The organism is Nocardia sp. NPDC005745 (assembly GCF_040630775.1).
GTDB lineage: Bacteria > Actinomycetota > Actinomycetes > Mycobacteriales > Mycobacteriaceae > Nocardia.
This window is the reverse complement of record NZ_JBEXYF010000043.1, coordinates 17306-29305: the sequence shown is the minus strand read 5'-3', so window position 1 is coordinate 29305 and position 12000 is coordinate 17306. Positions and strand designations below refer to the sequence as shown.

The window sequence follows — 12000 nt, the reverse complement described above, 5'->3', positions numbered from 1 at the left end:
GTCATCTCGCGGCTCCTCGCTACCCGACGGGATGTGCCGCGCGGACGGGCGCGGCCGCGCGTGTGGCGGGCGACGAAGGGAGCGTTGCCGCCAGCCATGGTGGACTCTCCCGTGGCGGGAGAGTCAAGGCCGTACCGAGCGAGTACTGATGATCTGCACGGCCTATCCCTCCTCCAGCGCTTTCACGGCGTCGAGGTCCAGCACCGCGTTGGCGGTGCGCTCGATGATGCCCAGGCAGATCTCGTCAGGTTGGTATCTCGGCTGGATAGCGCTGTGGCCGATGGTCGCCAACCAGATGAAATACGGGTACAACGCCTGCTGCCGGTAGGCCAGCCACGCGGTGTCGAAATCGGGCGCGGGCGCACCGCATGCCGCGACGTGGTCGAGGTAGACGGCCAGCAGTTCGCGCTCCCAGTCCCGCCGGTCCTGCACGGCGAGACCGGAACCGACCACATAGGCGACGTCGTACGCCCAGCTGCCGCGCAAGACCACTTGCCAGTCGGTGAAGCCCATTCGACCGCTGGAGGTTCGGTAGGTGTTGCCGATGTGGCTGTCGCCGTGCAGAAAAGTCTGTGCACCGGTGCTGGCTATCTCCAGCGATCGTTGCAGCGCGTGGTAGAGCCGGTCGTGGTCGTGCGCCAGCGCTTCCGGGATCACCGCCGCCGCTCGCCGGGCTCCGACCCGCGCGCGTTTCGACATGCCGATCAACCGGTCGAGATTGGCGAAATGCGCCCGCGGCGGCTTCAGCCACCGATGGGCCTCCAGCTCGGCATCGTTCCAGTAGCGGGCGTGCCACGTGGCCATCGTGCGCAACAGATCCTCGATCTCGGTGCGGTCGATCGGTGTCTGCGGTGTGCAGAAGGTGGCGCCCTTGGTGCTGACGATGTCCTCGAGCAAAGAGATCGTCCGGCCCGACCGACACCGAGCGCAAGGTCGCCGCGCTGGTCGCCGAAGGTTGCTCCAATTCGGATATAGCAGCGCAGATGTTCTTGTCGCGCCGCACGATTCAGTCACACGTGTCGAACATCCTGGCCAAACTCGACCTCCGGTCGCGGCGCGAGATCGCCGCCGCCATGCCGCGGTCGATACTTCCGTGACGCCTCGCGAGGTGCCGCGGTCACGCCCATCGCCGTGATCTCGACGATCCGGGTGGCGGCGGAATGAGCTTCGCCCAGAAATCGTGCCGCACCGCGTCCCACAACCTGGTCAGCTCCGGAAGAAGTTCTCGTGCTTGCACGAGATCCGGATAGGCGTCGGGGCCGAAGGAGACGATCGGCGCGGGGTCGGACGCGCTGTGCACCGCGACGATGGAGATCAGATGATCCTGCAATACCCGCCAGGTGACGCCTAGGCCGTCGGCTTCGGTTCGGACCTCATCCATCCGCGGTCCCCCATCGCACGCGCGGTCGGCGATCACCGTCGATCGACCGGACGCCGACCGGCGCGGGGCAGCCGGCTGATCGTTTGCCACGCTCCCGTCGTTCCCCGCCCGTGATACCACTCGCCTGGCCGCCGAAGGCGCCGGTGGCGTTCACGCCGCTGTCAACCGCTGTCAAAACCGACCTCCTGCTCGTCACGATCTGACGAGCATCACAGACCCGGCACCGCGCGGTCATGGGTAAAAATACCCACTTCTGTACCCATCTCCGCAGTTCGGGGCACCCGAAGCCGCACGGGCCGTGCCCGCCTGAGCCGGGATTCAGCGCGGGCGTGCCGTCCATGCCGCGACCTGCGTACGAGACGAGAAGCCGAGTTTGCCCAGGATATTCTCGACGTGGCGGTCGACGGTGCGGGGCGATACGACGAGCCGCTCGGCGATCTGCCGGTTGCTGAAACCTTGCGCGACCAGCTCGGCCACCTGCCGCTCGCGTGCCGTCAGCACCCCGGCTCGCAGCTGCGCCGGTCGCGGGCCGCTCGCGCTCCGGTCGAGCGCGTAGGTGATCGCCTGGTCGTGATCGAGCCCTTCGCCACGCACCCGTTCCGCACGCACCACCGTCTCCGGCAGCGCGTCCATCACCCTGCGCTCACACGCTGTGTGCTGTTCGGGCATGTACGGCCCGAACGCGGCGATCGAGGTCCCGATTCGCCGCCACATCGTATGGATCGCGCCCAGCAGCCGGGCCGCATGGCGATGCTCACCGCGTGCGGCCGCCGTCCAGGCCAGCAGTTCGATCATCAGCGCGGTCCCCACATGGTCGTTGAATTCGCGCTGAATCTCCAAGGCCGCGTGAGCGGAGGCCATCGCCTGGTCATAGTCGCCGCGAACGAGTTGGTCGTAGCCGAGTGCCCACACCGCGTACGACTTGGTCCACTGCTCGCCGCGCCGATCGGCCAGCTCGATCGCGCGCCGAGCCGTCGCGCCCGCCCTCGGATCGCGCCCATGGCCGTAGGCGACCGCAAGCTGAAAGAGCGTCAGCCGGACCAGCTCGTCATCCTCGGAGAAGCTCGCGACCACTCGCTCGAAGCCGGTCACGGCGGCGGCGAGGTCGCCGCGGAAGCCCGCGGCCGAAGCGCGCAGGCTACTCGCCCAGCCGAGCGCGCGGCGATCTCCGGCTTCCGTGGCGCGGGCCACGCACTCGTCGAGCGCCGCGTCGGCGGCGTCGAGGTCACCTTGCAGAACCCGCACCCACCCCGCTACCCAGAGCGCGTGGATCCGCTCGGGGTCGGCGTCGACGGCAACCCGCAGCGCACGGTCCACCCAGCGCCGTCCCGAGCCGAGGAACCCATCGGCGCACCAGTGATAGCGCAGGGCCGTCACGAGTGCCAGCGCCTCGCGCGAACTCGCCGGAGTGCTGGTCGCCCACTCCAGCGCGGCCCGGACGTTCGCGCGGTCGGCGCGCAACACCGCCAGGCCGGTCTCCTGACCGGGCCCGTTCCATTGCCCGGCGATCCGCTCCGCGAGCGTGCGGTAGTAGTCACGGTGCCGGTCGCGCAGCGCGGTGGCCTCCTCGCGCTCGGTCAGCCGCTGCCACCCGTACTCGCGGATCGTTTCCAGCAGCCGATACCGCGTCTGGTCGTCCGCCGCGACGAGGACGACGACCGATTGCGCGACGAGGTGATCGATCAGGTCGAGCACCTGCTCGCGGGGCAGGTCAGGGCCTGTGCAGACACCCTCGGCGGCGTGCAGGGTGAAGACTCCGACGAAGACCGACAGACGCGACCACAGCAACTGTTCCGCCGGTGTGCACAGCTCGTAGCTCCAGTCGATCAGCGCCCGCAACGTCCGCTGTCGTGGCAGCGCGGCGCGGGCGCCCCCCGTCAACAACGCGAACCGATCCTCGAGCCGGTCCAGAATCGTCTGCAGGGACAGTGATCGCAGCCGGGAGGCGGCCAGTTCGATCGCGAGCGGAATCCCGTCCAGTCGCTCGCAGGCCCGCACCACCGCGTCCGCATTGCGCTCGGTGACCGTGAAGTCGGGACGCACCGCCCTGGCACGCTCGACCAGCAGCGTGGGCGCGTCGAAACCGGCCACCGCCACGGGTGTCACGGACTCGTCCGAAGCGGGCATCGACAGCGGACGGACCGGGTAGACGTGCTCGCCCGGTTCGCCCAGCAGCGCACGGCTCGTGGTGAGAATCCGCAGCTCGGCGCAGGCGCGCAGCAACTGGTGGCACAGCACGCGGCACGCGTCCAGCAGGTGCTCGCAGTTGTCCAGCACGATCAGCACCCGCCGGTCGGCGAGGCGCTCCACGATCTGCTCCTCCGCGGTCCGGTGCGACAGATCCGGGATCCCGAGGCTGGCCACCACAGCCCGGGCCACCAGTTGCGGATCATCGACGGCGGCGAGGTCCACCAGCCACGACCCGTCCGGAAACGAGCGGCCGGACGCAGCGGCGACCTCGGTGGCCAAGCGGGTCTTCCCCACCCCGCCCACTCCGGTCAGCGTGACCAGGCGCGCGGTCGCCAGCAGTGCCCGGACCTCGCGGATCTCCCGCTGCCGGCCCACGAAACTCGTGACCGCCGACGGCAGATTACCGACTCCGCGTGTGGGCCTGCGTTGCCCCATGATAAGTGGATTTTAGCCGCCCGGGATCGGGGTCCGGGGTCGATCACCAGCAGTTTCGAGCTCGACTCCCGCGCGCCGGCGGCACCGTCGAGCGGGCTGCGCACCGGCCTTGCCCCTTTTCGGGCGGCGACGACCTCCACGGGACTTTTCGTCTGCTCTGTCGACCATGGAGGCCGGCTCGAACACCGAACTCGCGCATTATTCGAAACATCGGCGGATCGTCTCGAGATGGCCGCATCGGTGCGCCGGCGGCTCAGATGGGGCGGAAACCGGCGCCTACGTCATTACGGGAATCGATGTCGGTGAGAATGGCGTTGATGTCGGTTCCCACCTCCGGCCCGAGACACCCCATGCCCAAGTAGGCGTTGACCATCGCGACCAGGGTCGAACCGATCACCACCGGCGCGCCGGAGTCGCCTTTGAGCACACACATCTGCGTCCAGGTATCGCTGCTGTCGCCCGTCATGTCGCCCCAGGCGACACCGCAGGTCTGGCCGGTGGTCCGGCCCTTCTTACAGACGACGTCGGGAAACCGCGCGGGAGCGCCGAGTCCGTCGATGCGGAACCCGCCGACCTCCCGAGCGGGAACCACCCGTGCGGCATCGAATTCGATGACCGCGTAGTCCAGTGCGTGATCGGCGTAGACGAATCGACCCAGCACCCCATAGCTGGGATAGGTCACGGACGTGACGCGCGCCCCGGGTTCGCCGCAATGTCCCGCCGTCAGTCCGACCAACCGGCCGGCCGCGTCGTGCCCGATGGTGGTGAGCGTGCATTCGGCTTCGTCGTCGATCGCGATGCCCGATCCACCGCCGATCGGCGGTAGCGGCAACTGCGGAACACCGGCCGCCGCGCCGGCGCCCACCGAGACGGGGCCGCACGCCAGCGCCGCCGCGGCGACGACCTTCAGCAGTGCACGAGTCATTGTTCCTCCAACCGAGCCGAGCGGAATCCCCACGACCCGGCCCGAGCCGCACCCGCAGCCGGCGAACCCGGCATACGCATCGCCTCCCACCACCGAAGTCCAGGACCCACGCAAACTTACGCGCGTTCCCAGTCCGAGCTACCCACATGAACGAGATGGAAACGGGGCCTGGCGTTCTTCCCCTCCGGCACCCCGGATCGGCTGTGTCGCAGTGCCTTTCCGGACGGTCGTCGAGCGTCGGCATGGAGCGCTGCCAGCGGCCTCTCGGCACCCCTGCAACTCGCAACCCAGGGCAACTGGTTGCAATATGAGATCAGTGCGGCTAGGTTTTCTCTAATTGCAGATTGCAACCAGATGGGAGCGCCAATGACACAGTTGGTCCGCGTTCAGAACTTCAGCGTGTCCAGCGATGGCTACGGATCAGGGGAAGGGCAAAGCCTGGATCGCCCGTTCGGACACGCCGATCCGGGGCCGCTCATGTCATGGGCGGGCGCCACCGCGCACTGGCCCAACCGCACCGATCCGGGCGGCAGCTACGGTCTCGACGACTACTTCACCCGCGACTTCCACAACAACATCGGCGCCGAGATCATGGGGCGCAACAAATTCGGTCCGCAGCGCGGACCATGGGAGAACTACGACTGGCAAGGATGGTGGGGAGACGAACCACCGTTCCATACACCGGTGTTCGTCCTCACCCATTATCCGCGACCGTCGATCATGCTGGGAGACACCACGTTCCATTTCCTCGACGCGACTCCGAAGGACGCGCTGGCCCAGGCGTTCGATGCCGCCGAGGGAAAGGACGTGCGGATCGGCGGCGGTGTCGCCGTCGTCCGGGAGTTCCTCGACGCCGATCTCATCGACACGATGCATATCGCCGTCGCGCCGGTAGAACTCGGTCGCGGCGAAAGGCTGTGGGCGAGCCCCGACGAACTCGTCGACCGGTTCCACCTGGAGCGGATCCCGAGCTCGAGCGGAGTGGTGCACCACGTCTTCTGGCGACGCTGACCGCTACGAACAGGTGCTGCGACTCAGGCGCTGCGGGGCATCGGCCGAGCTACCGGGTTGACGATCAGTCCCGCCTCCCACGCCCGCTCGATGACTCGCGCGACGTCGATGCGCCGCACCTCGCGGATCTCCGGGCTCGCCAGGAGATCCCCGATATACGCGACGACATGCTCGGCGAGCAGGGAACGCACATCACCGAGCCGACCGAGGAGCCGGGCGGGGGCATCCACCGCGCGGACCCTGATGTCCACCTGCTCCTCGCCCACCTCCTCGGTACGGACGAACACCGCGCACGGGTCCTCCAGCACCAGCTCCACTCGCATGCGCACCCGCACCGCCGCGGCGAACCGCCCGATGACCCCGGCGAAGTCCGCCCGCAGCCGAAGCGTGATCGGCACCTCCACGGCGACGTCCCACCCCTCGCCTTCACACACTTCGGCCCGGACCTTCCCGGGCCGCCCCGTCGCGGTGACACAGACCAGCCCGCCGGGACCGGCATGAACCGGGCCCACCTCGATACGCTCACCGACGATCTCCGCGATGACCTCCGCGACACGGTCCGGACGAGCAACCGACTGCAACATCTGTTGCGCGAACCGCGCACGCGCCCACTCCGTCGCAGACCACTCTCGATCGTCACGGCCTTTGATCTCAGGCATGAGCCACCTCCGTTCACCTAGCCCGCGTATACCCCGCAAACGGGAAGAAATCACCCGACTCGGTGTCGCGCCCTACGCCGGTTGAGGACTGTCCGATCTCCGGTGGTGCGACTGGCTAGCCTGGGTGGGTGGGAATGGTCGGGTTCGAGCGGGATCGCGGTGCCGATTGGGATTTCGGGCGTGCGGCCGCGGGCGGGCACGCGGGTGGGGCGGCGATGATCGGCTTCCGTGATCGCGGGGGCGGCGAGCTGGACCTGCGGGTCACCGGGATACCGGCGGTCACGGTGCTGTTCGAGTTCGGCGGCAGCGAACTGGTCGTCGAGAGCAATGGCGGCAGTGAGGCATTCGCCGGGTTCGTTTCGGGGTATCCGCCCGGAACGATGCGTATCCGCGGTGAGCGGGTCGAGTGTGTCGAGGTGCGGTTGTCACCGGCGCGGGCCTATTCGTTGCTGGATATCGCACCGGCGGAGCTGGGCCGCACGGCGGTCGTCGGCGTGGAAGACCTCTTCGGACGTCGGGCGCAGTGGCTGCGCGAGCAACTCGCGGATGCGGCGACATGGGAACAGCGCTTCGCGCTGACGCGATCGTTTCTGCTGCGGTGTGCCGACCCGGCACGCACACCGGACCCGGAAGTGGTCGCCGGCTGGAATCGCATCCTCGCCGACCGCGGACAGGTCACGGTCGGCGAACTCGCCACATCGTGCGGATGGAGCCGCAAGCGGCTGTGGGCGAGGTTCGAGTCCCAGATCGGTCTGACGCCCAAGCGTGCCGCCATGCTGGTCCGATTCCGTCACGCCGTGGAAGGGCTGGTGGCCGGCCGCCCCGCCGCCGAGGTCGCCGCGACCTGCGGCTACACCGACCAGTCCCATCTGTCGCGGGACGTGTCGAGCTTCGCGCAGGTCACCCCGGGGGCGCTGGCCGCGGAACCGCTCACCGCCATCTCCGCGCACCGCTACCGGACGTGGGGAACATTTTTCCGGTAAGCGTTCTCGACGTCCTCCTGAAACGCGCGCACAGCCATCGCTCAGGCCGCGGCCTCCCACGCGAACCCGTCGGGGTCGGCGAAGGGCCCGATACCGCTGCCGATGGCGATCCGGTGCGAGCCGGCGCCATCCGGGGAGACGCCGGCGTCCTTCGCGGCGGCACGACGCCCGTAGAGCGCCAGCTTGACCGACGACGACGGGGCATCGAACTCGACGTATTTGCTGCCGAAACTCTTCGCCACGGTCAGGCCGCGATCGACGTAGAACTGCTTGGTCGTCTTGACGTTGTCGACCCCGAGCAGAATCACGAAATCGTCGATCTCCCGGGTGGCCGGGCCGGTGTCCTTCTTCGACGACGTCGCGATTTTCCAGATCGCCCCGTCCGGAGCCTGGACGACGCCGCCGTACCCCCAGAAGCTCTTCTTGGCCGGCTTCAGCGTCGTCGCTCCCGCGTCGAGCGCGGCGCCGACGAGGCTGTCGACGGTGCTCGGCTGCGACACCACGAGCGAGAGGATGAAGCCGCGGAACCCGTTCGTCGGCGCCTCCGAGGCGCGTACGCGCACCTTGTCGCCGAGCTCGAAAGCGGCGGCGTAGAAGTTCGCGCCGATCGCGGGATCGGGCATCTCGAGAATGACGGAGTCGATAGTGGGCTGCTCGGTGGTGGTATCCATGGCGATAACACTAATTACTGCTCGGCGACCGGCGCTTCTCGATTCCTGATCGTTGCGGGCAGCCGATTCGGCGCGCACAAAGAACTATGCGGGATCGGTGACCAGCTCGGGTTCGCTGGATGCGGGGTGGTCGTGCCGGGGCAGCAGCAGCGGGGTGGCCAACAGCAGCAGCCCGGAGACGGCGATGGCGGCACGTGGGCTGGTGACCGCCGCCAGCAGTCCCCCCAGCGCGGTCAGGGCAGCGGTGGTGGCTCTCGTGGTGATCGCCCACGCCGACAGGGTGCGGGCGACACGGTCGCTAGGGGTGTGGTCGAGTCGATAGGTGGCTATCAGCGGGTTGGACACGCCTATGCAGAAGATCAACCCGAACTCGATCACGATGACCAGCACCAGGCCGGTCGTTCCGGGCCCGACGAACGCCAGTCCGAGTGGCCAGCAGGCGCGCAACGTCCCGCTGACGAGCATCACGCGATGACGACCGAATCGCGCTGCCAGCGGGCGAGCGAATCGGGAACCGATCAGACCCCCGACGCAGGGTGCGGCGAAAGCAAGACCGTATTGCCAAGGCGCGAACCCGAGATCGCCGACCAGCAGTACGGCCAACGGTGGTTCGGTCGCCAGGATCAGCCCAGCGAAGAGAACCGAATTGGCCATCGTCATCCGCAATCCCGGATGGCCGAAGATGTACCGCCACCCGTCCAGCAGCTCTCCCATCCGGACCCGGGATCGTCGCTCGTGCGCGGGCCGGGATTCGCCGCCACCGATCGCACCGATAGCCACCGCCGACAGCAGGTAGCTCATCGCATCCACCACTACCGTCACCACCGGCCCCAGCAACCCCATCGCGGCCCCACCCAAGGGCGGTCCCACCATTTGCGCGGTCCAGGTCGTCGACTCGAACCGGGCGTTGGCGACCAACAGATCCTCCGGTCGGACAAGCGTTTTCAGATAGGCCCCGCTCGCGGCCTTGAACGTGATATCCCCCGCCGCGGCGACGACCGACACGACGAGTAATTGGGCAAAGCTCAACACTCCGAACGCGAACGCGACCGGGATACCGGCCAGCATCACGAACCGGGCCAGATCCATCGCGATCATCACGGGACGTTTGCGGCGGAACTCCACCCACGGACCCAACGGCACGGCGATCAGCGCTCCCACCGCCACACCGGACGCCGCCAACGCGGAGACCGCCGCCGGTCCGGCGTGCAGCACACCGATCGCGATCAACGGCAGCGCACCGAAACCGAACCCCGAACCATAGGCGCTGACCGCATAGGCTGCCCACAACAACCGGAACCGACGTCCCGGCGACTTGCCACCCGGGTCACCCACCGCCACCACCTCATCCGAATCAATCACATCGACCGACGGATGAAATCAGCTCGCGCACAATGGAATCAAACAACCGAGCACTTCGCGGACACAACGTCTGGTTGTGAATCAGCGGCACCGCCGTGCGATCCCCGGGTGCAAGCCTGCTACCGCGGGCGGTGGTGACCCGCACTCGTGCGATCAGACGCGGACAACCTCGTGGCCGTCCGACGCCGCAGTCGAATTGCCTCGGAGCAGGCCCGCAAGCCGCTACGGTCCCATTGGGATGCGGGTGTCCACCCCCTGAGGGCGCCCCCACCCACCCGGGGGGTGGGCGCCCTCCACCCCCCGGGGCCCCGAAAGGGGCTCATGTGGGCTCGGCCTGCACCGATCAGGTCAGGCCGGCACTCCCGGACAGTCCCACGCCTCGACCGAGTCGCGGGAATACCAATGCCCGGTCCATTCCCTGCCCGATTCGAGGGCATCGTAGAAATCCTCGTCATCGGGCAACTCCGGGCCGTGGGCGTAGACCACACCGGGACGATCACCGTGGAAGCGGCGGGCACGCTCGACCGCGCGAGCCGAACGCTCGGCGAGATAGGCGCGCTGGGTGATCAGCCACTCCTCGCTCGTGCGAGCTCCCGGGCCGCCGTAGTCCAGCGGGTAATGCATCTGATACTCCAGCCGCGCCAACTGCTCACCGGCATGCTCGTACAACCACACGATCCACCCCGGTACCTGCGGCTGCGCAGCCAGCGCACGAACAGCGAATCCTTCGCGCACGGCCGGGCTTTCCGGATCACGCCACGCCGCGGCGACGTCACGGGCGACCGCCGCGAAGTCCATGCTGCTCCGCCCCCGATCTTTCCGATGCCTACCACCCATAGCCGATAACTCTAAGTCTCGGCACCGGCCACCGACCAGGGTTCGCTCCAAGTTGTCCCGCGACCGGCCGTCCTTGCTCCTACCCCGACAGTTCGCCGGCCTCCACGGTGGGTGCCAGGACATTTCCCGAGCGATCGCCGAACCCACCGGCGAGCGCGCTGGTCAGCCGAAGGGACCGGCCACAGTCGTGCCTGCTCGAACCCGGGCCGCGCGGCCTCGCGCGTACGCGATGACGTTCTCCGCGTAGGCCGCCCCGTCTCGCTCCGCGAAGCACGACCGGAATTGGATGAGCGCTTCTTCCAGTTGCGATCCGGGACCCCCGTCGGCGAGCAGGACGACGATCGCCTCCCGGGTTCCGATTTGCGGGTCCGGTAAGGCCAGCAGTTCCTCCAGGTACCGGCCCGGCTCCAGCAGCCGCAGCGCACGGCGCGCATAGGCGTGCACGCGCCGGGGCAGTGCGGCGCGGACGGCGTCGACGTCTGCTTGCCGCACGTGGCCCGGTTGCGCCGGGTCGACGCGGAGGGACCACAACTCGGTCAGGTCGTCCGCCATACCGTGCTCGTCGATCAGGCCGGGGCCGCTCGCCTGCTCTAGCGGCACGGAGGGGAGGCCCCGCTGAGCGTTGCGCCAGTTGCAGAACTCCCACCAAGCGGTGGGCGTGGCACTCGAGGTCAAGCCGAACTTCAACTCTTGGCGGCCATCGGTCCAGGTACGCAAGGTCCGACTGCGGCCGACCGAGGCCACGCCACCCGGCGCCGCCCGCACCCACTTGGCCTCCGATCCCTCGAAGCCGTACGGCTGCACGAGTTTTCGCGCGTCGCGTGTCAGTCGGCGCAGCGCCGCGTCCGGTTCGACCATGTCGGCAGATTAATCGCACCTACCGACACACCGACTCGACGAGCCGCCCGGGTTCGATCGACACCGGGCCGGGATTCGCCTTCAGATCAGTTCGTGATCGCGTCGAACATGCCGGGCCGGTAGGAACCTCCCGGCATACGCGCGATCACCCCGAGCCGGTTGGCCGCGTTGATCATGGCGACCGAGTAGATCAGAGCGGCGATTTGATCGTCGTCGTAGTGCTCGCGCACCTGAGCCCAGGTCTCGTCGGAGACGCCCTGGTAGGCGTCGGCGAGACGGGTGCCCTCCTCCGCCAGGGCCAGTGCGGCGCGCTCGGCCTCGGTGAACACCCCGGCCGCACGCCAGGCGGCGACCAGATTGATCCGGACCGCGGTTTCACCGGCTGCCGCCAGCTCCTTGGTGTGCACGTCGGTGCACCAACCGCAACCGTTGATCTGGCTGGCGCGCAGCTCCACCATTTGCAGCGTGGATGCCGGCAGCGTCGACTGCATGATCGCCATGCTGGTATTCGCGAACCGCCTGCCGATCTTGGCGCCGAGCTCGTTGTCGTTGAGATCGAAACGGGATTCCATGACGTTGGTCCTCACTCGTGGTGTCGTGTGCTCCTGCACCGAACGAACACCAGACGTAGGCTGCCCGGGATTTGTCACAACGCCCTGATGTGACGTGCGCCACCACGTTCCGGTGT

At 68.1% G+C, this 12000-nt stretch carries 12 protein-coding genes and 1 pseudogene; 3 read left to right on the top strand and 10 right to left on the bottom strand.

All coding sequences use genetic code 11. The features are described 5' to 3' along the window. Positions 1–162: 162 nt before the first annotated feature. Positions 163–897 carry a hypothetical protein gene (locus ABZ420_RS31895; protein ID WP_357130694.1) on the bottom strand — a complete coding sequence of 245 codons (735 nt, stop codon included), beginning with the start codon at positions 895–897 and terminating at the stop codon, positions 163–165. 29 nt (positions 898–926) lie between these two features. On the opposite strand from ABZ420_RS31895, the pseudogene ABZ420_RS31890 reads away from it, so the two are divergent. Beyond that, positions 927–1097: pseudogene (locus ABZ420_RS31890) on the top strand (helix-turn-helix transcriptional regulator); the annotation flags it as partial. Between the two features lie 20 nt (positions 1098–1117). Here ABZ420_RS31890 and ABZ420_RS31885 read toward each other — a convergent pair. The 3 genes from ABZ420_RS31885 to ABZ420_RS31875 all read right to left on the bottom strand — a co-directional run bounded on the left by ABZ420_RS31885 (position 1118) and on the right by ABZ420_RS31875 (position 4931). Beyond that, complete coding sequence (locus ABZ420_RS31885) at positions 1118–1381, bottom strand: hypothetical protein (RefSeq protein ID WP_357039848.1); 264 nt, start codon at positions 1379–1381, stop codon at positions 1118–1120. A 318-nt stretch (positions 1382–1699) separates the two neighbouring features. After that, complete coding sequence (locus tag ABZ420_RS31880) at positions 1700–4006, bottom strand: LuxR C-terminal-related transcriptional regulator (RefSeq protein ID WP_357130691.1); 2307 nt, start codon at positions 4004–4006, stop codon at positions 1700–1702. Positions 4007–4259: 253 nt separating this feature from the next. After that, positions 4260–4931, bottom strand: a complete 672-nt coding sequence (locus ABZ420_RS31875) for a serine protease (protein WP_357130688.1) — start codon at positions 4929–4931, stop codon at positions 4260–4262. A gap of 366 nt (positions 4932–5297) precedes the next feature. Between ABZ420_RS31875 and ABZ420_RS31870 the strand changes: the two genes are divergently transcribed. Then, positions 5298–5942: a dihydrofolate reductase family protein gene (locus ABZ420_RS31870; protein ID WP_357130685.1), complete on the top strand. Its 645-nt coding sequence runs from the start codon at positions 5298–5300 to the stop codon at positions 5940–5942. Between the two features lie 23 nt (positions 5943–5965). Here ABZ420_RS31870 and ABZ420_RS31865 read toward each other — a convergent pair whose 3' ends face one another. Then, on the bottom strand, positions 5966–6601 hold the full coding sequence (locus ABZ420_RS31865; RefSeq protein ID WP_357130682.1) for a hypothetical protein: 636 nt from the start codon (positions 6599–6601) through the stop codon (positions 5966–5968). Between the two features lie 134 nt (positions 6602–6735). Between ABZ420_RS31865 and ABZ420_RS31860 the strand changes: the two genes are divergently transcribed. After that, positions 6736–7584 carry a helix-turn-helix domain-containing protein gene (locus ABZ420_RS31860; protein WP_357130793.1) on the top strand — a complete coding sequence of 283 codons (849 nt, stop codon included), beginning with the start codon at positions 6736–6738 and terminating at the stop codon, positions 7582–7584. Between the two features lie 41 nt (positions 7585–7625). On the opposite strand, the gene ABZ420_RS31855 is transcribed toward ABZ420_RS31860, so the two are convergent. The 5 genes from ABZ420_RS31855 to ABZ420_RS31835 all read right to left on the bottom strand — a co-directional run bounded on the left by ABZ420_RS31855 (position 7626) and on the right by ABZ420_RS31835 (position 11884). After that, positions 7626–8255: a glyoxalase gene (locus ABZ420_RS31855; RefSeq protein ID WP_357130790.1), complete on the bottom strand. Its 630-nt coding sequence runs from the start codon at positions 8253–8255 to the stop codon at positions 7626–7628. 84 nt (positions 8256–8339) lie between these two features. Beyond that, entirely contained in the window at positions 8340–9590 is a 1251-nt protein-coding gene (locus tag ABZ420_RS31850; RefSeq protein ID WP_357130679.1) for an MFS transporter, read from the bottom strand. Positions 9591–9965: 375 nt separating this feature from the next. Next, positions 9966–10415, bottom strand: coding sequence for a hypothetical protein (locus ABZ420_RS31845; protein ID WP_040871551.1), 450 nt, complete (start codon positions 10413–10415; stop codon positions 9966–9968). 201 nt (positions 10416–10616) lie between these two features. Next, positions 10617–11312, bottom strand: coding sequence for a hypothetical protein (locus ABZ420_RS31840; RefSeq protein ID WP_357130676.1), 696 nt, complete (start codon positions 11310–11312; stop codon positions 10617–10619). An 86-nt stretch (positions 11313–11398) separates the two neighbouring features. Further along, positions 11399–11884: a carboxymuconolactone decarboxylase family protein gene (locus ABZ420_RS31835; RefSeq protein ID WP_357130673.1), complete on the bottom strand. Its 486-nt coding sequence runs from the start codon at positions 11882–11884 to the stop codon at positions 11399–11401. Positions 11885–12000: the final 116 nt, after the last annotated feature.

Bases quoted from the DNA above. Each gene is read 5' to 3' on its own strand.
- ABZ420_RS31885 (WP_357039848.1), bottom strand. From the start codon at position 1,381: ATGGATGAGGTCCGAACCGAAGCCGACGGCCTAGGCGTCACCTGGCGG.
- ABZ420_RS31880 (WP_357130691.1), bottom strand. From the start codon at position 4,006: ATGGGGCAACGCAGGCCCACACGCGGAGTCGGTAATCTGCCGTCGGCG.
- ABZ420_RS31875 (WP_357130688.1), bottom strand. From the start codon at position 4,931: ATGACTCGTGCACTGCTGAAGGTCGTCGCCGCGGCGGCGCTGGCGTGC.
- ABZ420_RS31870 (WP_357130685.1), top strand. From the start codon at position 5,298: ATGACACAGTTGGTCCGCGTTCAGAACTTCAGCGTGTCCAGCGATGGC.
- ABZ420_RS31865 (WP_357130682.1), bottom strand. From the start codon at position 6,601: ATGCCTGAGATCAAAGGCCGTGACGATCGAGAGTGGTCTGCGACGGAG.
- ABZ420_RS31860 (WP_357130793.1), top strand. From the start codon at position 6,736: ATGGTCGGGTTCGAGCGGGATCGCGGTGCCGATTGGGATTTCGGGCGT.
- ABZ420_RS31855 (WP_357130790.1), bottom strand. From the start codon at position 8,255: ATGGATACCACCACCGAGCAGCCCACTATCGACTCCGTCATTCTCGAG.
- ABZ420_RS31845 (WP_040871551.1), bottom strand. From the start codon at position 10,415: ATGGACTTCGCGGCGGTCGCCCGTGACGTCGCCGCGGCGTGGCGTGAT.
- ABZ420_RS31840 (WP_357130676.1), bottom strand. From the start codon at position 11,312: ATGGTCGAACCGGACGCGGCGCTGCGCCGACTGACACGCGACGCGCGA.
- ABZ420_RS31835 (WP_357130673.1), bottom strand. From the start codon at position 11,884: ATGGAATCCCGTTTCGATCTCAACGACAACGAGCTCGGCGCCAAGATC.